This window comes from Pseudoalteromonas sp. P1-13-1a, assembly GCF_001401875.1.
In the GTDB taxonomy this organism is placed as follows: Bacteria; Pseudomonadota; Gammaproteobacteria; order Enterobacterales; family Alteromonadaceae; genus Pseudoalteromonas.
This window is the reverse complement of the sequence record NZ_LKDV01000001.1, coordinates 190,171-210,429: the sequence shown is the minus strand read 5'-3', so window position 1 is coordinate 210,429 and position 20,259 is coordinate 190,171. Positions and strand designations below refer to the sequence as shown.

Annotated in this window: 20 protein-coding genes; 6 read left to right on the top strand and 14 right to left on the bottom strand. The window is 40.0% G+C overall.

Annotation, left to right across the window (positions count from 1 at the left end; all coding sequences use genetic code 11):
* The first annotated feature begins 203 nt into the window (after positions 1–203).
* Positions 204–584 carry a BlaI/MecI/CopY family transcriptional regulator gene (locus AN391_RS01000; RefSeq protein ID WP_055013653.1) on the top strand — a complete coding sequence of 127 codons (381 nt, stop codon included), beginning with the start codon at positions 204–206 and terminating at the stop codon, positions 582–584.
* An 11-nt stretch (positions 585–595) separates the two neighbouring features.
* Positions 596–2,212 carry a M56 family metallopeptidase gene (locus AN391_RS00995; RefSeq protein WP_055013652.1) on the top strand — a complete coding sequence of 539 codons (1,617 nt, stop codon included), beginning with the start codon at positions 596–598 and terminating at the stop codon, positions 2,210–2,212.
* On the opposite strand, the gene AN391_RS00990 is transcribed toward AN391_RS00995, so the two are convergent.
* The 11 genes from AN391_RS00990 to hisG all read right to left on the bottom strand — a co-directional run bounded on the left by AN391_RS00990 (position 2,207) and on the right by hisG (position 10,956).
* On the bottom strand, positions 2,207–3,004 hold the full coding sequence (locus tag AN391_RS00990; RefSeq protein ID WP_055013651.1) for a glycosyltransferase family 25 protein: 798 nt from the start codon (positions 3,002–3,004) through the stop codon (positions 2,207–2,209). The two genes, AN391_RS00995 and AN391_RS00990, sit on opposite strands and share 6 nt — an antisense overlap.
* Positions 3,005–3,067: 63 nt before the next feature.
* On the bottom strand, positions 3,068–3,253 hold the full coding sequence (locus AN391_RS00985) for a DUF1289 domain-containing protein (RefSeq protein ID WP_055013650.1): 186 nt from the start codon (positions 3,251–3,253) through the stop codon (positions 3,068–3,070).
* The gene (locus tag AN391_RS00980; protein WP_055013649.1) at positions 3,254–3,748 is read right to left on the bottom strand and encodes a lipoprotein; all 495 of its coding nucleotides are present in this window, start codon (positions 3,746–3,748) and stop codon (positions 3,254–3,256) included. It abuts the gene before it with no gap.
* Between the two features lie 123 nt (positions 3,749–3,871).
* The gene (hisIE, locus tag AN391_RS00975) at positions 3,872–4,486 is read right to left on the bottom strand and encodes a bifunctional phosphoribosyl-AMP cyclohydrolase/phosphoribosyl-ATP diphosphatase HisIE (protein ID WP_054981937.1); all 615 of its coding nucleotides are present in this window, start codon (positions 4,484–4,486) and stop codon (positions 3,872–3,874) included.
* Positions 4,477–5,256: an imidazole glycerol phosphate synthase subunit HisF gene (gene hisF, locus AN391_RS00970; protein ID WP_055013648.1), complete on the bottom strand. Its 780-nt coding sequence runs from the start codon at positions 5,254–5,256 to the stop codon at positions 4,477–4,479. Before hisF ends, hisIE begins: the two co-directional genes overlap by 10 nt.
* Positions 5,238–5,972: a 1-(5-phosphoribosyl)-5-[(5-phosphoribosylamino)methylideneamino] imidazole-4-carboxamide isomerase gene (locus AN391_RS00965; protein ID WP_055013647.1), complete on the bottom strand. Its 735-nt coding sequence runs from the start codon at positions 5,970–5,972 to the stop codon at positions 5,238–5,240. Before AN391_RS00965 ends, hisF begins: the two co-directional genes overlap by 19 nt.
* 33 nt (positions 5,973–6,005) lie before the next feature.
* Positions 6,006–6,596 carry an imidazole glycerol phosphate synthase subunit HisH gene (gene hisH / locus AN391_RS00960; RefSeq protein WP_004586382.1) on the bottom strand — a complete coding sequence of 197 codons (591 nt, stop codon included), beginning with the start codon at positions 6,594–6,596 and terminating at the stop codon, positions 6,006–6,008.
* Positions 6,593–7,654: a bifunctional histidinol-phosphatase/imidazoleglycerol-phosphate dehydratase HisB gene (gene hisB, locus AN391_RS00955; protein WP_055013646.1), complete on the bottom strand. Its 1,062-nt coding sequence runs from the start codon at positions 7,652–7,654 to the stop codon at positions 6,593–6,595. Before hisB ends, hisH begins: the two co-directional genes overlap by 4 nt.
* Positions 7,651–8,760, bottom strand: coding sequence for a histidinol-phosphate transaminase (hisC, locus tag AN391_RS00950; protein ID WP_055013645.1), 1,110 nt, complete (start codon positions 8,758–8,760; stop codon positions 7,651–7,653). Before hisC ends, hisB begins: the two co-directional genes overlap by 4 nt.
* Entirely contained in the window at positions 8,750–10,051 is a 1,302-nt protein-coding gene (gene hisD / locus AN391_RS00945) for a histidinol dehydrogenase (RefSeq protein ID WP_055013644.1), read from the bottom strand. The genes hisC and hisD overlap by 11 nt, the downstream gene beginning before the upstream one ends.
* Positions 10,052–10,056: 5 nt before the next feature.
* Positions 10,057–10,956, bottom strand: coding sequence for an ATP phosphoribosyltransferase (gene hisG / locus AN391_RS00940; RefSeq protein ID WP_055013643.1), 900 nt, complete (start codon positions 10,954–10,956; stop codon positions 10,057–10,059).
* A 434-nt stretch (positions 10,957–11,390) separates the two neighbouring features.
* Between hisG and AN391_RS00935 the strand changes: the two genes are divergently transcribed.
* Entirely contained in the window at positions 11,391–11,639 is a 249-nt protein-coding gene (locus AN391_RS00935) for a hypothetical protein (RefSeq protein WP_055013642.1), read from the top strand.
* A 79-nt stretch (positions 11,640–11,718) separates the two neighbouring features.
* On the opposite strand, the gene AN391_RS00930 is transcribed toward AN391_RS00935, so the two are convergent.
* On the bottom strand, positions 11,719–13,656 hold the full coding sequence (locus tag AN391_RS00930) for a cytochrome c/FTR1 family iron permease (RefSeq protein ID WP_082422649.1): 1,938 nt from the start codon (positions 13,654–13,656) through the stop codon (positions 11,719–11,721).
* Positions 13,657–13,783: 127 nt separating this feature from the next.
* The gene (locus AN391_RS00925; RefSeq protein ID WP_055013641.1) at positions 13,784–15,067 is read right to left on the bottom strand and encodes a sodium:proton antiporter; all 1,284 of its coding nucleotides are present in this window, start codon (positions 15,065–15,067) and stop codon (positions 13,784–13,786) included.
* A 344-nt stretch (positions 15,068–15,411) separates the two neighbouring features.
* Between AN391_RS00925 and AN391_RS00920 the strand changes: the two genes are divergently transcribed.
* The 3 genes from AN391_RS00920 (at position 15,412) to AN391_RS00910 (ending at position 18,440) form a co-directional block, all read left to right on the top strand.
* A complete protein-coding gene (locus AN391_RS00920) occupies positions 15,412–17,328 on the top strand; it encodes an ATP-dependent DNA helicase (protein ID WP_055013640.1) in 1,917 nt (638 codons plus the stop codon).
* A 9-nt stretch (positions 17,329–17,337) separates the two neighbouring features.
* Entirely contained in the window at positions 17,338–18,042 is a 705-nt protein-coding gene (gene tsaB / locus AN391_RS00915) for a tRNA (adenosine(37)-N6)-threonylcarbamoyltransferase complex dimerization subunit type 1 TsaB (RefSeq protein WP_055013639.1), read from the top strand.
* Positions 18,043–18,110: 68 nt separating this feature from the next.
* Positions 18,111–18,440 (top strand): hypothetical protein, encoded by a 330-nt coding sequence (locus AN391_RS00910; RefSeq protein ID WP_055013638.1) that lies wholly within the window; start codon positions 18,111–18,113, stop codon positions 18,438–18,440.
* Between the two features lie 64 nt (positions 18,441–18,504).
* On the opposite strand, the gene AN391_RS00905 is transcribed toward AN391_RS00910, so the two are convergent.
* Positions 18,505–19,794 (bottom strand): alkaline phosphatase, encoded by a 1,290-nt coding sequence (locus AN391_RS00905; protein ID WP_055013637.1) that lies wholly within the window; start codon positions 19,792–19,794, stop codon positions 18,505–18,507.
* Positions 19,795–20,259 lie beyond the last annotated feature (465 nt).

Below are 20,259 nucleotides of genomic sequence, written 5' to 3'. Positions count from 1 at the left end.
TATACTCTCGTTTTTTATGTTTTTCTAAAATCAATTAATAATTATACCTACTTGTTTCATATGTCTTTATTTTAAAACCTTCCTAAGGCTTTTATATTTCTACCGTGTGTTTTTTATTCATATGTCAATTTTGTATTGACACTAAGGTTTCTAACTACTACATTTGTAACAGTACAACTACAAGTGTAGTAATAGGAGCGACAATGAAACTTAGTGATTTTGAAATGGATATTATGCAGCTGCTCTGGCAGGAAGAACCCTGTACTGCGAGTCAACTACATAAAGTGCTTTTAGCTGATAAGCAAAAAGATAAACAAGTAGCCTATACAACAGTCAAAACTATAGTAGATAGGTTAGAACATAAAGGAGCGATTGAGCGCTGTGGACATGAAGGGCGAGCCATTGTTTTTAGAACAATCGTGACACAAGACGCGTTATCGGAGCAAGCTATGCCTAGTTTTATGCAACGATTTTTTAAAGGTAATTCTCGTAGTTTAATTGCCCACTTTATCAAAGAAGAAAAGCTAAATGATGAAGATATAGAATACTTACAAACGCTTTTAAAAAATAAGAAGTTAGATTAAAGGAGAGGGTAATGACGGATTATTTACTAACTTGCACGCTCATTAGCTTATGCATTTTACTTACAGTAAAAGGATTAAAAAATGCCCCTGCACGATTAAATTTTTACATTTTAATGATTGCCTTGGCATGTTGGTTTATCCCTTGGCAGTACTTTTCCCAGCTACCGTTATTTGAAGGGGCAAATCGTTACACATTCAACGTGACGCAATTGATTCCCGATGTTAAAGCATTAATACCAAACGCTGAACAAATAGCAATTAAGGATCAATTACAAAGCGATATGAGTATATGGGACTTATTGCCATCACTTAGTATTGTTTTTACGGTTTTAGTTTTAGCTGGTTTTGGATTGTTTTTATTACGCATGGGCTTATATGTAAAGCTTATAAAAAATTTATACATTAACTCAAAGCCTAGTCCTGAACTTAAACACATCAATAATCAGTATTCAATTAGACTAACAACCCATACAGAGCCAGCTTTTGCTACAGGATTAATAAAGCCTGTTATTTGGTTAGAGTCGACGATGGTAAATCGTGAAGAATTAGATTCAGTCATTCAGCACGAGGTAACCCATTTACAACAAGGTGATATTTATTGGACGTGGCTTATTTGTTTTATAGAAAGCGTTTTTTGGTGGAATCCTATTTGCTTAAAGTTAACAGGTTTAGCAAGAGAGCAACTCGAACTTAGCTGTGATGAGTTGTGTATGCAAAAGCTAAAAGGTAAATACCAATTGGATTTAGCTAGTTTATTGCTACAAGAGCAAAGTGCTAAAAGCTCGCCTAACTTTTTTACCCCCCCACTTTTGAATATTGCTCATTCTAAGAGTTTTAATATTCAGAGGATCAAAATGTTAAACAAGGAAAAAACAATGAAAAGTAAATATTTGGTTATGGTTGCGGCGGCAATGTCTTTTAGTGCTTTAGCTGCAGCGCAAATTGTAGATGGTAGTTCAGATAACAAGCAGCAAAGTAATAATACGTCTCAGGCTCCTGTTAAAAGTGAAGAATATAATCAACAACTTGCACAGCTTCTTAAAAGTGCAGCAGGGGCAAAAAGTGATAACCCTGAACTTTTAAACCAAGCTGCGCAAGGCATACAACAATGGCACTTAAATAGAGATAAACTTGCTGGTTTTGAAGAAGCAGAAATTAAACTACAAAGCTTTAGGCTGCTAGATCACGTTTACTCTAAACTTGAGCAATATGAAGATATACTGAGTGCTTACGAAAAATGGTATGAGCCTGGTAGTAACCCGCCTTACTTTTTAAAAAATTCACTAGCAACCGCGTATATACAACTAGGGCGTTATGAGCTTGCAGTTGTAGAACTTGAAGATTTATCAAAACAGCTTGAAGGGAAGCTACATGTTGGCTCTGCTGATAACTTAGCACTGGCATACATTTACCTCGCTGATTACGATAAGGCATTAAAAACTCTTGAGAAGGTTGATGCAAAAGATGATGTATACGGAAATATCCTTAAATACTATGTTTATGATAAACAAAATAACCGAAAAAAAATGAACGAAATCAAAAGTAAAATTCCAGAAGTATTTGCAGTTACCCCCGCATTATTACCGCAAACGGGCATACCAAGTTCTCAACTTTTAAGGATGTTATAAACGTTGAGTAATTAAACTTGGAGCCTTTGAGGCTCCTTTTTCATTCTGTTTAAATTTTTTTACAAAGGCGCTTGTATAAACCTTATTAAAAATACAGCTTTTAATTTGTTGTGCTTTACGCCTCAAAAATGCTTTTTTAACCTTAGTTTTAGAATCGCAGCTTGCAATATCGCTTTGTATGTCTGTATTTTGCGAAACAGGGTATGGCATTAGTGAAAAACCATTTACTTGGGTTTCCCAAATATGTTGTAAGTCGCAATCTACAGGGCGCCCAAATTGGGCTGTGGCTTTAAGTAATTGCTTAGCCCCTTCATAGCTTATTGCCGTAGCACAACAGCCAGTCATTAGTTTTTTATGTATTACTAATTGCTGGTGGTTATTTAGATTTTGTTGATAGGCAATAGGGCGGGGGCGGTTTTCATACGCGGCGAGTTTAATAAGTTGCCAGGGTTGGTTTAGCTGCTCAATATTTTTAATCGCATCATGAATGCTGTCATCAATATAAAAATCATCTTCTAGCACAATTGCGTATTTTAATTTCTCATCCACTATCTTTTGCCATGCTTTACGGTGGCTTAAATAGCAGCCAATTTGGCCATTGCTGAGCGGGTAGTGATACTTTTGTTTGTTTAATTGTAAGCTGTAATGCAGAAATTTTTGTTCTGTACTCAATTGTGCGCCATCTACGGCGTCAATACGTTCAAATGGCAAGTTAACCCGTGCAAGTTGCATTTGAGTATTTGCTAGTCGCTGCGTTGAGCGCGCTAAGTTTATTACAAATATTGCCGCCATGATGATCACCCCATACTTTTTTTAGTAATACTAAAGGGGGGCTGTTACACGCAAGTGGCAAATTTATGGCTTTTTTAAGTCAGCGCGAGGCTGCGCTAAAATGGCGTTTTTTTCTTCTTGGCTGAGGATGATCCAATCAAATATTTCTTGATTAGTTCGCCCGCAGCCAGTGCAATAACCGCTGCGGCGCTCACATATGCCTAAACAGTCTGTTTTTAACTTAGTGTTTGAGTGTGTGGGTTTTTGCATTTAATTTCCTAGCGGTGGAGCAATTTCAAAACGGGTAATATAGCGCGTTCTGCTTTGAGAGGTAAATAAGGTGATAACTGGATGAGCTTCATTCAAAACAAAGTTACTACTCATTGAAGTTGCTGACTCTTTGGTATTTTCGTACCAGCCTTGTGACGCTAAACATTGACGTATTTTATCCACTGTTTGTATATGTAGATGTGTGGCATGGGCTTGTTTGCTTTCACTCGTGCATTGATAACTAAACTGTTTATTATGTTGAGTAATGGTGCAGGTATTGCCTATAAAATGAGTATTAGCATGCCACTGGTTTATAAAATCATTACCCACTTTATTTGCTTTTACTGCATTAAAGCCATTAGTGTGCGCATTAAGTAATGTGTTTAGTGGACTACATGTGTTTTGTGTTTTTACTAGTTTAGGCGCAGGGGCTTTTTGGCTTACACAGCCTGTTAGTACCAATAAGGATAAGGCTGTGATAATTGATTTATTCATAAGCAACGCTAAAAGAAATAGTTAAGCTGCACCATACGCAACCTATGTAAAAAAATAAATACCATAACGTAAAAAGGCCCATAAAATATGGGCCTGTAAATGCGCTAAAACAAAGCAGGTGTATTATTTATGGCGACCTTGCAAGCATTTTACAACGTCTTCTAGGGCTAAGCCTTGGCGTTGAAGCAATACAGTAAGGTGATAAATTAAATCAGCCGATTCGTTAGTAAGCTCATCGTTATCGTGTTTCATTGCAGCAAGCGCTACTTCTACACCTTCTTCGCCCACTTTTTGACAGCTGCGGCTTAAGTCTTTAGCAAACAATGAAGCGGTGTAGCTTTTAGATGGGTCGTCATTTTTACGCTCAACAATCACATCTTCTAATTGCGCTAAAAAGCTCAGGCTAGGTTTAGCATCATCGCCAAAGCAGCTTTGTGTGCCTAAGTGACACGTTGGGCCTTCTGGATTAGCCAGAACTAAAATTGAATCGTAGTCACAATCGGTATGAACCGATACCACATTTAAGTAGTTTTCCGATGACTCGCCTTTGGTCCATAAACGCGATTTAGAGCGCGAATAAAATGTCACTTTGTTGCTTTCAAGGGTTACCTTAAGCGCTTCGCTGTTCATAAAGCCTTGCATTAAAATAACACCAGATCGGGCATCTTGAACAATCGCAGGGATCATTTCGCTTTTAGCAAAATCTACTTGAGTTTGGTTCTGTTGTGTTACTTGCATAGCCTTGCTGCCACCTGGTTATCTGTTAAAAATTGTTTTAATTCGCCAATGTTAATCACATTTTTGTGAAAAACGCTCGCTGCCAACGCGCCATCGACTTCACTTTGTTTAAATACATCAACAAAGTCTTGCATGCTGCCTGCACCGCCTGATGCGATAAGTGGGATATTACATAATGCGCGCATTTTACTTAGCTGCTCATTGTCGTAACCGTTACGTACGCCATCTTGATTCATACAGTTTAAAACAATTTCGCCTGCACCTAAGTCTTGTACGCGTTTAATCCATTCCTCGGTTTTATAACGTGTACGGCTTGATGCATTAGGATCGCCGGTTAATTGATACACTAAGTATTCACCGGTCACTTCATCGTAAAAGCTATCAATTCCTACCACAACACATTGTTTACCAAATTCATCGTGAAGCTCTTTTATAAGCTCAGGGCGTGCAATCGCAGGGCTGTTAATACTTATTTTATCGGCGCCACGCTCTAGTACACGTGCTGCATCGGCGACCGATTTAATACCGCCAGCCACACAAAATGGAATATCAATATGGCGGGCAATGCTCTCTACCCAATTTACATCAAGTAAGCGTTTTTCAACACTTGCGCTTATTTCATAAAAAACCAGTTCATCGGCACCGGCATCGCTGTAGGCTTTTGCCATTGTTAAAATATCACCAACAACTTCATGGCCTTTAAATTTAACGCCTTTTACTACTTGGCCGTCTTTAACATCTAAACACGGGATTATGCGTTTTGATAACATGCCAACGCCTCCTCAACACTAAATGCGTCATCAAGCAGTGACTTACCTAAAATAACGCCGCCTACGCCAAGCTCTTTAAGTTTTTTAATGTCATCAAGTGAACTTACGCCACCCGAAGCTTGCACTTTAATAGTGCTGTTGTGACGAGTTAAATCTTCGTAAAGCTCAAACGATGGACCTGTCATGGTGCCATCCTTACTGATATCCGTACATAAAAAATCAATAACGCCTAAGCTTACATAAAAATCAACAAGCTCTAGTAAGCCAAACTCAGATTCACTTAACCAACCGTGCGTAGCAGGTGCCCAGCCAGTGGCTGTTTTATTTACATCAAGGGCAATAACAAAGTGCTCTGCACCAAATTGTTCAATCCAGGCTTTTACTTGCTCACGTTTTTCTACCGCCATTGAGCCAATAACAACTTGATTAGCACCGGCTTTTAGCCAATCACTTACATCTTGCTCTGAGCGAATACCGCCGCCCACTTGGTACGGTACATTAAGCGCTTTAGTTGCGGCTTGAATATGTTGCCACTGTTTTTTACTCGGATCGCGTGCGCCTTCTAAATCTACAAGGTGTAGCTTACCTGCGCCGCTGTCGGCGTATTCTTTTAAACGTGCACCAAGCTCAAAAGGGTAAAACTGAGCGGTGTCGTATTTACCTTGGTATAAACGAACAATTTGATTTTGTAATACGTCTAATGCTGGAATAATCACAAATAATCTCTTTATTGTTGGTCAATGGGCAGTTTATAGCTGCCAATCAACAAAATTTTGTAATAAACGTGTGCCTACTTTTGCACTGCGCTCAGGATGAAATTGCATACCAGCGTAGTTGTCTTTTGCAACTATGGCTGAAAAGGTTTGGCCGTATTCGCCGCTTACAAGTGTTGCATCGTTTACGGTGTGTGCAAAGCTATGTACAAAGTACACTTGCTCGTCTTGTGTTAACCCTTTAGTAAGTGCATGCTCTTTATTTACGCTTAAGTTATTCCAACCCATATGCGGCGACGTTAAGTTGCCTACATCAAGCGCTTTTACTTGCCCTGGTATTTTACCTAGGCACTGTACATTACCTTCTTCGGTGCTTTCGCACAGTAACTGCATACCTAAACAAATACCCATAAGCGGGCGCTGGTATTCATTTATAGCTTGTTGCCAGCCGTTATCTACTAGGCGTTTCATGGCAACCGATGCATGGCCAACACCTGGCAATATAGCGCGCTCAAAACCCGCTAATTGCTCTGGTGAAGTAATTACTGTTGGCGTTTGGCCTAGGCGTTCAAACGCAAAACGTACTGAATTTATATTGGCACAACCTGTATTAATTATGGCAATCATAAACATCCCTTAGAGCTGGCCGTTTGTTGGCTCGTGTCTTGTGCTATTGCCATACGAAGGGCGCGTGAAAACGCTTTAAATAAGCCTTCTACTTGGTGATGACAGTTACCGTCGCTTACCGATAAAATAAGGCTAATAGCGGCATTATCGCTTAAGCTTTTGAAAAAGTGCTCAACCATTTGTACGTCTAAATCGCCTGCTTTTTCGCGGCTAAAGTTAGCGTTTAATACAAACGAAGCGCGACCCGATAAATCAATTTGTGCCTCTGCTTTACATTCATCCATTGGCAGTGCAAAACCATAGCGCGCTATTTGCGATTTAGTGCCAAGCGCTTGTTTAAGTGCAACACCTAGGGCAATACCAATGTCTTCAACAAGGTGGTGCTCGTCTATGTGTAAATCGCCTTTCGCTTTAATGTTTAAACCAATGTTGGCGTGGGTGCGAATTTGATCAAGCATGTGATCAAAAAAGCCAAGGCCTGTATCTATGCTACCGTTTTTAGTTTGATCTAGGTTTATGGCTACATCAATTTGGGTTTCTTTGGTGTTACGCGTAACACGACCTTCGCGATTGGCAGTTGTAAGCTTAGTAACAATGGCTGGCCAGCTGCCATCGTATAAAATGCCTTCACAACATAAATTTTGTGCAAGGCCAATATCTGTTTGGCGATCGCCAATTACATATGAACGTGCTAAATCAACTTTGCCAGAGCGCATAAGCTCAGTTAATAAACCTGTTTTAGGTTTACGGCAATCACAGTTTTGCTCATCAAAGTGTGGACAAATCAATACCTCGTCGAAGCTTATGCCTTGGCTTTGCATTATGTCCATCATTTTATCTTGTGCTATATCAAAGTCAGCAGTCGGGAAGCTGTCTGTGCCTAAGCCATCTTGATTCGATACCATCACTAAGCGGTAACCGGCGGCTTGTAATTGTAATAAAGCTGGGATAACACCAGGTAAAAAGGCAAGCTTTTCAAGGCTGTCTACCTGTTTGTCGGTGACTGGCTCTTCAATAATGGTGCCGTCACGGTCTATAAATAAATAGGGGTTACTCATGATACTTCGTTTCCTGCTAATGGTGCTGCGGCAGTTGGCGTTTTTAAGCCATCTAACCAAATTTTTACTTGTTCGAGCTCTTGTTCGCTACCAATGGAGATACGCAGCCAATCGTCTTCACCGTATAGGGTAAACGCGCGCATTACTAAACCTTGCTCAAGGGCGACTTTAAAGGAGTTTTTGTTGGCTAATTTTAAGGTAACAAAGTTACCTTCACCAGTGAGAATTTTTAATGCTGCAGGGGAGGCGTTTAGCCAATCTACCAGCTTAGCTTTTAAGCTATTTAAAATAGTCACTTGGCGGCGCATTGATGTAATTGCATCAGGTGCAATTGCTTGCGCTGCAATACTTGCCACCACACCCGATACCGGATACGGCGCAATTACTTTGCGAATTGGCGCAAGTACACTTTCTTGTGCAAGTGTAAAACCGGTTCTAAGGCCTGCAAGTGCAAACGCTTTTGATAAGGTGCGCAGTACCACTACATTATTAAATTCATTTATAAGTGTGGTGGCGCTTTGCTCTGGGCAAAACTCAATATAGGCTTCATCAACTATAACTAAGGCCTTACCCGCAAGCGCTGTTGCAATTGCTTTTACTTTATTAAGCGGTGTTAAACTACCCGTTGGGTTATTTGGATTACAAATAAACACCAGTTTTGAGCTGCCAACAGCCTTTACTATTTCATCAACACTGCCATCAAGTAATAGCGCTTGCGTTAAGCCATTGATTGCAACGTTATGGGTATCAGCCGTTACTTTGTACATACCGTAGGTTGGCAAAAATAGGGCAATGCTGTCTTTTGCTGGTTCACAGTAAGTGCGTACTAAAAGCTCAATGCCTTCATCTGCGCCGCGCGTCATTAATACGTTTTCGCTTTCAAGCTCTGCATACGCAGCGTAACGGTCAATAACCAGTTGCGGTTGTGGATCTGGGTAGCGATTTAAATCTTCAATACTCAGTTCAAGGCTTTTAGCGTACGGGCTTTCGTTGGCATTTAACCACGTTGTTCCTGTTAGCTTTTCACTTTTAGCAGAGCTATAGGCAGCAAGTGCTGCAATATTTTGTGGTAATAAGCTTGTCGCTTGTGCGCTCTTATTGCTCATTTTTAATTGCCTCTAAACGAATTGAAACCGCATTTGCGTGTGCATCAAGGCCTTCTGCATCTGCTAGTGGTAAAATAGCTTTTGACAGCTGTGTTAAGCCACTTTTAGTTATAGTTTGTACTGTGTAAGTGCGGAAAAAATCAAGCAAGTTTAAGCTTGAATACGTTGCGCTGTAACCGTAGGTCGGTAACACGTGGTTAGTACCCGATGCATAATCACCCGCTGACTCTGGTGTATAGTCGCCTACAAATACTGAGCCTGCATTTTTTACTTTATCTAAATAAGGTGTTGAATCTGCTAATTGCAAAATTAAGTGCTCAGGACCATATTGCGCTGATACCTCAAATGCTTGTTCAACAGAGTCCACTAAAATTAGTGATGAATTAGCCAGTGCTTGCTCGGCAGTCTCTTTTCGGCTTAAGTTTGCAAGTTGGCGTGTAAGCGCCTGCTGCGTATGTTCGATGATACTTTCGCTGTTGCACAATAAAATAACTTGCGAGTCTGCGCCATGCTCAGCTTGCGAGAGTAGATCGGCCGCTATAAATTCTGGATTTGCACGCTCATCTGCTATTACTAATACTTCTGATGGGCCTGCTGGCATATCGATTGCCATGCCAGGAATAGTTTGCGCAACAAGTTGTTTGGCCATCGTTACAAAGCTGTTACCCGGGCCAAAAATTTTGTTCACTTTAGGCACTGATTCCGTACCGTAGGCCATTGCGGCTATAGCGCCTGCGCCACCACTTTCAATTAAGGTCGTAATGCCACACAGTTTTGCTGCATATAAAATAGCAGGGTTAATGCGTTCATCACCTTGCACTGGAGTTGCAAGTACAACGGTTTTAGCACCACTTAATTGTGCTAGTACACCCTGCATAATAACCGATGATGGCAGTGGAGCACTGCCACCTGGTACATAAATACCCACAGCTTCGATGGCCTGATATTTCAGTTCACATTCAACGCCTGGTTGAGTTGATAACTTAATATCTTTAGGCAATTGCGCTTCGTGGAAACGTTTAACGTTTGCATAAGCGTTGTCAATTGCGTATTTAAGCTCTGCGCTTAGTGCTTGCTCTGATGCATTTATTTCATCAAGGGGTACACGTAAACGAGGGTTAGCTCTATTATCAAACTTTTTAGCCATATCAAGTAAGGCTTTATCGCCTTGCTCTTTAACATCGCTCATAATTGTTTGGCATATTGCTTCAACCTTTGCGCTGGCAGAAACCGCAGGGCGCATTAGCGCCGCTGCTTGTACTTGTGAAGATTCCTCATTCCAACGAAGCATGGTACTTACTCCATCATTTTTTCAATTGGCATTACTAAAATAGAGTTAGCGCCTAGGGCTTTAAGCTGCTCCATGGTTTCCCAAAATAATGTTTCGCTGCTTACCATGTGAAGCGCTACATACTCTTCATTACCAGCAAGTGCCAGCAGAGTTGGTTGGCCAGTGCCTGGTAAAAGCTCACATATTTCATCAAGTTTAGCTTTTGGTGCGTGTAGCATAATGTATTTGCTTTCTTTTGCTTGTTTAACACCACGAAGGCGCGGCATAAGCTTATTGATTAGCGCTAGTTTCTCTTCATCTTGAAGGTCTTTATTTTGAATTAAACACGCGTTTGATTCTAAAATTGTATCACCTTGAATTAGGCCGTTAGCTTCAAGCGTTGCGCCGGTAGAAACCAAATCACAAATTGCATCTGAAAGACCTGCACGTGGAGCCACTTCTACAGAACCTGTCAGCATGACAGTGCTTGCGTTGATGCCTTCGCGTTTTAACCACTGCGTTAAAATTTCAGGGTAAGTTGTTGCAATACGCTTGCCTTCAAACCAGCTTTTATCGCGTGGGCCAAGCTCTTGCGGCCATGCAAGTGCAAGGCGACAGTAACCAAAATCTAGTTTAGCTAGTTTGCTAACTTCGCTTGGTACACCTTGGCGCTCACGTTCAGCTTGTACTTCAACTAGTACGTTTTCGCCAACGATACCTAAATCACATACACCGTCCATTACTAAGCCCGGAATATCGTCATCGCGCACACGTAGTACGTCAATTGGCATATTAGTTGAATGTGCAATTAAGCGTTGCTCACGTAGGTTTAATTTAACACCTAGTTGCTTTAGTAAATCTTGACAATCTTTAGACAGGCGACCGCCTTTTTGGATGGCGATACGTAGACGATTTGTGTTATTCATTATTCATTTTCCTTTAATTTAAAAACTAAAAACCCCGAGGGGAACCTCAGGGCGAAAATGAATCAATGTGTTTTGAATCGCCAGAGGTTCCTTTTAGGAATAACCTCTCAGCGAAAGACCTGACAGGTTATTCCGGTGAATGGTGGTGATGATGTACTGTTGTCAGGTTTAAGCGCATTTTTTATCCTATTTTGCTTAGCGCTATTTAGTGAGCGTTAAGCTTTAATCTGTTTCAATAAATTTCGCATTCATAAAAACATAAACCGCCTAACTAAGGCAAGCTTTTTTTTGCCAAATTAAAGCATATCTTATAACTGCCGATAATATTGAAAGCTAAACAGTATTTATAGCTGTTTTAATGCTTAAATTGTAGGCAAATTAACCATTATGAGACAACTTATCTAATTACTAATAAACAGGTTAAGGAGGGGAGTATGGATATAATGATCCCTTTTTTAGGGAAAATTTCACGGTTAGAGCTTGAGCCAAAAAGGGCATTTCATATTGCTGGTGTGCAAAATATGCCGCAAGCGCAAAAAATTAAGCTTGAGAACGAAAAAAAGCAAACGCTCAACAAAAAAAGGTTAGCGCAGGCTCAGGGCAACAAAAGCGCAAACACCGATAATGAAAAAGCGATTACCGTAGATGATGAAGGGAATAAACATTTAGATACGTGGGCATGATCTGAATGAATAATAGTAAAAAGCCACGAATGACTTTTTACTATTATGGGCGTGTTGTTCTTTACGCCTTATCTACTTGTTAGTGCTTTTTTGCTTTAAAAATATAAAAACTAAATATGGCTACAACAGCAATTTGCGCTATAAAGCCTTGCCACGTAGATTTTAAACCAAGTAGTGCAATATCAAAGTTTATCGGCATTGAGCTTATAGCAACTATATCAGCCTCTTGTAATGCAATGACAGCTTTACCCATTAATACAAAGGCAAGTGCAAATAATAAGTACGTTGTATAGGCAAAAAACTTTGCAATAGGTAACTTAATCGAATATTTGACTAACACCCATGCAATAAGTGCTAATAAAGCGACACCCAGTCCAAATCCAGCAGCCACGGATGAATACTGCGTTTGAGAGCTTTGCGTTAATAACGACTGATAAAATAATACCGTTTCGAAAACTTCACGGTATACAGCAATAAAAGAAAGCCCCGCTAATCCCCATAATGTACCCGACTCAAGACGCTCATCAATATTGTCTTTTATGTATTTTTGCCATTGTTGTGCACTGGTTTTACTGTGCATCCATACGCCAACGTATAGCAAAATAATAGCTGCAAATAGGGCGCCTGCACCTTCCATAACTTCGCGGCTTGCACCGCTTATTTGTATTAATGTTTGCGCTGCTGCCCATGTTAAGCCGCCTGCAATGAGTGCCATAACCCAGCCAATATGAACGTATTTAAGCGCATCTTGGCGGTGCGTTTTTATAAGCACAGTCATGAGCGCAATAACAACTAATAATGCTTCTAAGCCTTCGCGTAGCAATATAACTAAACTTGCTGAGAGGAGTGCACCATCAGTTAACTTGGTTTCGTTTAACAAGCTATCTGCTTTAGCAAGTTGAGTTAGCGCTGCACTTACTTTTTCGTCAACGATGGCAGCATCTTTCTCATTTTTGAAGGTTTGGCGCAGGTTCATCAGTTGTATTTCGATGTTTTTACGCAAAGTTTCGTCGTAAGCATTTAAGTTATTTTCAACAAGCTCAAAGCCATCTAGGTAGGCGCTAATTGCTAAATCACTCGCCTGAGAGTAATTGCCTTTAGCATGCGCTGTCTGTGCTGCGAGTAATTGTGTACGGGTTATAGTTATCGGGTTCTTTTTAGTGGTAAATAATTGCGCTGGATTAGCGCGTAACCATTTTACATAATGCGCCTGTAAATCACTTTGACCAGCAGAAAGCTGCGCTGGGTTTAGGTTTACAATTTGCGAAGCGGTAACATTTTCGAAAGGCCCTTCGGGCTTTTGTATATCTTTAAATGCCAAGCTCCCTACATAAAAGGCGAGTGACCAACGCTGCTGCTCATTTAACTGTGTAAAAGCAACCATGGGTGTATCGTTAATACCATTTGTAACAGCATCATATAAGCCCATTAGCGACCGGTTAGTTGCGCGCTCTTTGTCAGTAAAATTGGTTGGCTCTGGTGTTAGGTTTTTAGCAAGCGGGCCATTACCTTGTCCACTTAAGCCATGGCACATAGAACAATTAGCAGCAAAGAGTGCTTTTGTTTGTTCAATTGGTAAAAGTGTTGTGGGTAAAGATAACTGAGGCATAAAAGTAAGTAGTGATTCGCGAAGCGCAGAACTTGCCTTTCGTACCTCTACTACACTCGCTTTATTAAAAATTGCTGTATGCAGCGCTTGTGCATTTGCTTTGACGGTATCAAATTTATTTGTTTGATTTGAAAGCTGGCTTGCTTGCTCAAGAATAACATATGAAAACTCGCTCATTTCTTCATATTCATCAGCATCGAGTATTTCACCATTGCCTACAGCGGCAACGTAATCTACCCCAACATATTCGGCGAGTTGAGCAATTTGTTTAATTTTCGTTTGTTCAAGAGGGGGTGATGCGAGTGTTGAAAAGCAAAAAAAACTAAGTAATAACACAGGAAAGAGAAGAAACTTATGAGGCTTAACGCCATAAAATAATGGAAAAATACTTTTAAACTTACTGGACATAATTAGCCCTATAAAAATTTTAAAAAATCAAAACTATTTTTATTACGCTTATATAAAACTGTATTAAAAATAGTACCCTAAAAATAACTAACCCACAGTTAATACACTGTGGGTTAAATATAGAAAGTTAGTGAGTGTGTTTGGTAGATTTTATACTGCTTTGAATAAGTGGCGAGATAGTTAAACCCTGCACAATAATGGAAAATATAACCACAACATACGTTACAATAACGATTAAATCGTGCAGATCGCTGCCAGATATAAACACTTCATCACGTGGGATAGCAGCTGCCATAGCCAATGCTAACCCCCCGCGTAAACCACCCCAGGTCAAAATTTTAACACTGTGCTTATCGTAATTTCTAAAGCGCTTAAATATCACAAACGGCGCGCCTACACTAATAAAGCGCGCTAATAAAATAGCGGGCACCATAACTAGTCCAAGGCCAATTTCACCCATTGTTACTGGCATTGTGACAATCAACATACCAATAATTAAAAACAATAGCGCATTCAAAAAGCTATCTGTAGCGTGCCAAAAGTCTTTTATATAGCGCGTATTTTCGGGGCCAGTGCGCTCAGTTGCTTTTGCTCGGGTAATATTTCCTAAAATAATACCACTTGTCACCATAGCTAAGGCACCAGATATTTCCCATAGATTGGCAGCAGCAAAGCCAGCGGTTGGAATAGTTAAGGTAATTAATAAACGTATGTTTACGTCTTTACAGTTAATTATTAAAAAGTGTCCCACTAAAGCCATTGCTAAACCAAATACGATTCCGCCTATAGCATCAACAAAAAATAGCTTTGCAATGTCAGCTGGGTTAGCATCTGTGCCAAAAAATGCTACAGAAAATAAAGTAGTAAAAATGACCAAGCCAATACCATCGTTAAATAAAGACTCACCTTCTACTTGGACCGAAATACCTTCAGGGGCGCGTAATTGTTTGATAATTGCCAGTACCGCAATAGGATCGGTTGGGCTTATTAACGCACCAAAAAGTAAACAATATATAAAAGGGACGGGCCAGCCCAGCGCGGCAAAAATATAAAAACTTAAATAGCCAATTAAAAAAGTAGACACCACGGTTGAGAATAAAACTAACGCGGTTATTTCCCATCGTTGCTTGCGCAGTGCCAGCAGGTTAATTTCTAACGCACCTGCAAATAACAAAAATCCAAGCATGCCTTTTAAAAGCAATTCATTAAAATTAATACTGGCGACAATTTGCGTCATTTCTAATGCGGTAGTATCGCCAAGTAATTTCACAGAAAAAATTAATAGCAATGATATAGCTACAGAGCCTGTGGTTATAGCAATGGTGGTTTGCATTTTAAGAACATATTGGTTTGCATAAGCAATAAAAATAGCAATAGCAGAGAGAAAACAAATGAGATACCAAGCATTCATTGGCTAACCTTAAATTTATTTTAAAGAACAAAAAACAGCGAGTTTAACGGGGCGTATATTACTCCTGTGATGTGGATGTGTCACAGTATTTATGGGGCTTTTAGTACTTAATTTATGTGTTTAAGAGACAGTTAGTTAATGCAAAATTACTGGTGTTATTGCTTGTAATAAAGAGATTAATACAAGGTGACTGAACAATCTTTATTTTTAATTTTTAATTTTTAAATTTTAAATTTTAAATTTATTCAATTTTAGCCTTACCCTAAATATGCGTGCCCTTTAATTCCAATAGGCTTGCCCTTAAAGTCATGCTTACGTAAAATCGCGCTATTATTTTTTATAAAGTGACTGGTATTATCAAACAGCTGTTTAGTGCAACCGGGCCGTTAGCGTTATCTTTAGAGGGATACACGCCTCGCCAACCTCAAATTGATATGGCCGTTGCCGTTAACGATGCATTAAAAAGTTGCACGCAGTTAGTGGTTGAGGCGGGAACGGGTACAGGTAAAACGTTTGCTTATTTAGCGCCTGCACTTAAATCTAAGGGCAAAACGATTATCTCAACAGGCTCTAAGGCCTTGCAAGAGCAGTTATATCACCGCGATTTACCGCAACTAGTAAAAGCACTTAACGCATCTAAAAAAACCGCCCTGTTAAAAGGGCGCGCAAATTACTTATGTACTTATAGGCTTAACCAACATGTGGCCCATGTACCTACTGACGATCCTGATGTTATGCATCAGCTTGCAATGGTTGCTAAATTTGCAAGTGAGACACACTCGGGTGATTTAGCTGATTGTATTGGTATTGAAGAAGATGCCAAAGTACTGCCCTACGTTAATTCGACAGCTGATAACTGTTTAGGTAAAGAGTGCCCTGACTTTCAATCGTGTTACATACGTAAAGCACGCCTAAATGCAGCTGAAGCGGATGTAGTTGTTATAAATCATCATTTGTTTTTTGCTGATATGGCGGTAAAAGACTCTGGTTTTGCTGAGCTGATGCCCACAGCCGACGCCTATATTTTTGATGAGGCACACCAGCTTAGTGAAATTGCTAGCGACTATTTTGGGGAAAGCATTAGTACTAAAAAGCTGGTGGATTTAATTAACGATTTGCGTGCAATATACCGGGCTGAAATTCCCGATATGCTGCAACTAGGAAAAAGCCTAAATAAGCTTGAAACCAGTGTGGCTGATTTACGTTTACAGTTTGGTGTAGATGGTAGCCGAGGAGATTGGCGTGAAAAACTCAGCGACAAACTGATTTGTGCGGCGCTGCACCGAGTAATTAGCGATTTAGACTTTGTTTATCAAGTATTAAAACTCTGCCTAGAGCGAAGCGATAAAATAGAGCACCCGTTTGAACGTACATTAGCGTTTAAAGGTCAGTTGGAGCGTGTTTTTGATACCGCTCAAACCGGATTTAGTTATTGGTACGAAACCACGAGGCGTTATTTAACGGTTAATATTACGCCGCTTAATGTCTCTGCTAAATTTGCTCAAATGATGAAAGACACTGGCGCCGGGTTTGTTTTTACCTCAGCCACGCTATCGGTTGATAATAAGCTCGATCACTTTAACGCCAGCTTAGGTATTACCCCTGCAAAGAGTATGATGGTTGACAGCCCCTTTGATTACCCTAATCAGGCGCTTTTATGCTTACCCCGATATTTGCCAGAATCGCACGCAGAGAACATGCCTCATGCAATTATAAAATTAACTCTAGAGTTAATAAAATCGGCAAAAGGGCGCTGTTTTGTGCTGTTTACAAGTTATCGGATGATGCATTTGGTGGCTGAGGGATTAACCACACAAATGGACTACCCAGTTTATATGCAAGGGCAAATGTCTAAGCGTATAATACTCGAAAAATTTACGCGCCATGGTAATGCTGTATTATTAGGCACAGCCTCTTTTTGGGAAGGCGTTGATGTACGTGGTAGCACGCTAAGCTGTGTTATTATTGACAAGTTACCTTTTACAGCACCGGATGACCCATTACTGCAAGCCAAAATGCAAGATTGCCAAATGCAAGGTAAAGACCCCTTTGCGCATATACAGTTGCCGCAAGCAGTTATTGCGCTTAAACAGGGTGTAGGGCGTTTGATACGAGATAATAAAGACAAAGGCGTGCTGGTTATTTGCGATAATCGTTTAGTAACACGCCAATATGGCCAAGTATTTTTAAAAAGCTTACCGCCGATGCGTCGCACGCGAAGCTTAGAAGATGCAAACACATTTTTAAAACACATTAACTAGAGTACTAAAATGATTAAAAGTAATATTCTTGCCCTAGACGCCTCTACAGAAGCGTTATCTATAGTTTTACACTTCGAGGGCCAAACATTTCATCATTTTGAAGAATGCCCGCAGCAACATAGTCAAAAAATACTCCCTTTAGTTGATGAGCTTCTTAATAAAGCACAGTGTAAATTAAAAGACTTAGACGTTATTGGTTTTGGCCAAGGGCCAGGGAGTTTTACCGGAGTACGCATTAGTGTTGCTATTGCACAAGGGTTAGCTTATTCGGCCAACTTACCATTAGTGGGTGTATCTACCTTGGCCATTATGGCCCAACAAGCGTACGAACAAGTGCAGGCATCAGTAGTGTACTCTGCAATAGATGCACGCATGGGGGAAATTTATTTTGCGCAATACCAAGTAAATAACGCCCATATGCAATTGGTCAATGAAGAGTGCGTTATAAAACCTGAACTATTAAGCGAAGAACACATAAGTTGTGAAGAGCAACACGCGATTGCTGTAGGCACGGGTTTTAAAAGTTACCCTGATGCACTTAAAAACACGAGCAATATAACCATAAATACAGATATTACATTGCCAGATGCTCGCTATATGCTTAACCATGTAGACACGGCCTTTTTAGCCGGAGACGTTGTAAAAGCAAGTGATGCACAACCTAAATATGTGCGCGATACAGTAACATGGAAAAAACTACCGGGTCGTGAATAAGCTCAAAAGTTGCATATTGAATGTTTTTAAATCATAATTTTTAAACTGTTTATTGTTGGAAGTTATTTATGACTTTGCCAATTGGTGCTGGTTTTTTTACGGGTGATATCCCTGCAAAGGTTACTTCTACAAAAATTATACCCTCTAAACCACAAGGTTTAGCGGACGATAGCGCCAGTAATAAAACAAATACGGACTATGTAAAAAGTAGTAAAGCGGGTGTAGAGCTTGCTAATCAATACTTTAGTCAAAATACTACTAATGCAAAGTACAGCCAAACTATTTATGACCAGCCAAGCCCAACAGTGAGCAAAGCGATTTCTACGTATACTGAATTTGCAAACTTAGAGCGCAGAGCAGAAGTACAAGATTTAATTGGCGTTGATATTTACGCTTAGCCCAATAATAGTAAAAAATAAAAAGCCCGAACACAGGTTCGGGCTTTTTTATGTTTGCTGATGGCTACTGTTTAATAAAGCCAATTAGTTTATCAGCAATATCGGTATTATTTTGAGCACCACTAAAGTGCTCACTGCCTTTACCGTAAGCAAATACTTGTACATCTACAGCGGTGTGCCCGCCTGTTGTCCAGCCAGTAAAGCTGGCGTCGCTAATAATACTTTTAATGGCTAAATTAAGCGCTGTTTCGCCCATTTTTTTCGCTTGTTCAAGTTTTACCTTGTTAGCCGGTGTGTATTCAATATTTGTGTTGGCGCGCCAAATAGGCTCAAGGTTATCGGCAGCGAGTAATTGCTTGGTCAGCTCGCTAGCAGTTGCTTTTACCCCTTTAATAACGTCTGTATCCCACTTATATTGTCCGTGCGCACCGAGGGTTAAACCACCAGTTGAATGATCAGCTGTAACAACCAATAAAGTATCAGGGTTTTTATCAATATAAGCTTTTGCTTTTTCAATCGACTGTGCAAAGTCATCCATTTCTGCCATCGCACAGGCTACATCGTTTGCATGGCCGCACCAGTCTATTTGACTGCCTTCAATCATGACAAAAAAGCCGTCTTTATTTTGTCCATCGAGTAAATCAAATGCTTTAGCTGTGAGCTGTGTTAAGTGATTTGAGTTAGCATCAAGCGCATAAGGCAAACCAATTGGGGCGTACAAGCCAAGTGCAGGTATTTGCGTAATTTGGCCAAGATTTTTTATATCGTCGTTGTATTGATAGCCCGCAGCTTTAAATTCATCTACTAGGTTACGATCTTCTCTAATAAAGTACTTCGTACCGCCACCTAACATTAAATCAACAGGCAGTTTTCCGGCAATTTTGTTATCTATATACTCATTTGCAATCGCATCGTAATTACGACGTGATTCATTATGTGTAGCAAAACTGGCTGGCGTGGCATGATTAATTTGCGAGGTAGCCACTAACGCTGTTGTCATACCGCGCTCTTTTGCTATTTCTAACATGGTTTTTACAGGCTTTTTGTCAGTGTCGACGGCAATAGCGCCATTATAACTTTTATGGCCACTGCTCAGAGCCGTTGCACCTGCAGCACTGTCGGTAACATATGTATGATCGTCAGGGTAAGTACGCGCCATGCCTGTTAAAATAGTATCAAATACGGTCGTTTCAATCTGCTTGGTGGTTGGATCATCTTTAAAATAACGATAAGCGGTTGTATAGGCAGGACCCATTCCGTCACCAATCATATAAATTACATTTTTAGGTGCATCGCTTGCATAAACACTGCTAGATGCACATAAAAGCGCTAATAAGCTAAGTTGGTTTTTCATTTTTATCCCTATGAATGTGCTTTTAAAACAGCACCACAATTGTATATGGTTAGGGCGTGTTGAATTTGCAGCAAAATCACTAAACATGCGCTGCATAAACGATTTTATCAAAGGCGACTAAGGTTTATCGCTAGGTATTTTAGTCAGGTTGGTAATTAAACTCTCAGCGTGAATAAACTGACCCAAGGTTAAACAAGTTCAACCCGTAAAATTCAACATGCGCTTGTATAATAATGAATTGAAGTAAGAATAAAAAGCGCAGTGTACAATTCGAGCTGATTAACTGTCATTAAAATAATACAGCCATTTTTTTTATGTATGTTAATTATAAAGAAGCGAATATAGTGATACGCATTGCAAAGACGAAAAAAATTCGTGCTCATTTCATGTTTTTTTGTTTAGTTGGCATAACGGTGATGGTGATAACTGATTAATAATAAAGGTGATTATTAAAAAGGGTAATAA

Bases quoted from the DNA above. Each gene is read 5' to 3' on its own strand.
- AN391_RS01000 (WP_055013653.1), top strand. From the start codon at position 204: ATGAAACTTAGTGATTTTGAAATGGATATTATGCAGCTGCTCTGGCAG.
- AN391_RS00995 (WP_055013652.1), top strand. From the start codon at position 596: ATGACGGATTATTTACTAACTTGCACGCTCATTAGCTTATGCATTTTA.
- AN391_RS00990 (WP_055013651.1), bottom strand. From the start codon at position 3,004: ATGGCGGCAATATTTGTAATAAACTTAGCGCGCTCAACGCAGCGACTA.
- AN391_RS00985 (WP_055013650.1), bottom strand. From the start codon at position 3,253: ATGCAAAAACCCACACACTCAAACACTAAGTTAAAAACAGACTGTTTA.
- AN391_RS00980 (WP_055013649.1), bottom strand. From the start codon at position 3,748: ATGAATAAATCAATTATCACAGCCTTATCCTTATTGGTACTAACAGGC.
- hisIE (WP_054981937.1), bottom strand. From the start codon at position 4,486: ATGCAAGTAACACAACAGAACCAAACTCAAGTAGATTTTGCTAAAAGC.
- hisF (WP_055013648.1), bottom strand. From the start codon at position 5,256: ATGTTATCAAAACGCATAATCCCGTGTTTAGATGTTAAAGACGGCCAA.
- hisH (WP_004586382.1), bottom strand. From the start codon at position 6,596: ATGATTGCCATAATTAATACAGGTTGTGCCAATATAAATTCAGTACGT.
- hisB (WP_055013646.1), bottom strand. From the start codon at position 7,654: ATGAGTAACCCCTATTTATTTATAGACCGTGACGGCACCATTATTGAA.
- hisC (WP_055013645.1), bottom strand. From the start codon at position 8,760: ATGAGCAATAAGAGCGCACAAGCGACAAGCTTATTACCACAAAATATT.
- hisD (WP_055013644.1), bottom strand. From the start codon at position 10,051: ATGCTTCGTTGGAATGAGGAATCTTCACAAGTACAAGCAGCGGCGCTA.
- hisG (WP_055013643.1), bottom strand. From the start codon at position 10,956: ATGAATAACACAAATCGTCTACGTATCGCCATCCAAAAAGGCGGTCGC.
- AN391_RS00935 (WP_055013642.1), top strand. From the start codon at position 11,391: ATGGATATAATGATCCCTTTTTTAGGGAAAATTTCACGGTTAGAGCTT.
- AN391_RS00930 (WP_082422649.1), bottom strand. From the start codon at position 13,656: ATGTCCAGTAAGTTTAAAAGTATTTTTCCATTATTTTATGGCGTTAAG.
- AN391_RS00925 (WP_055013641.1), bottom strand. From the start codon at position 15,067: ATGAATGCTTGGTATCTCATTTGTTTTCTCTCTGCTATTGCTATTTTT.
- tsaB (WP_055013639.1), top strand. From the start codon at position 17,338: ATGATTAAAAGTAATATTCTTGCCCTAGACGCCTCTACAGAAGCGTTA.
- AN391_RS00910 (WP_055013638.1), top strand. From the start codon at position 18,111: ATGACTTTGCCAATTGGTGCTGGTTTTTTTACGGGTGATATCCCTGCA.
- AN391_RS00905 (WP_055013637.1), bottom strand. From the start codon at position 19,794: ATGAAAAACCAACTTAGCTTATTAGCGCTTTTATGTGCATCTAGCAGT.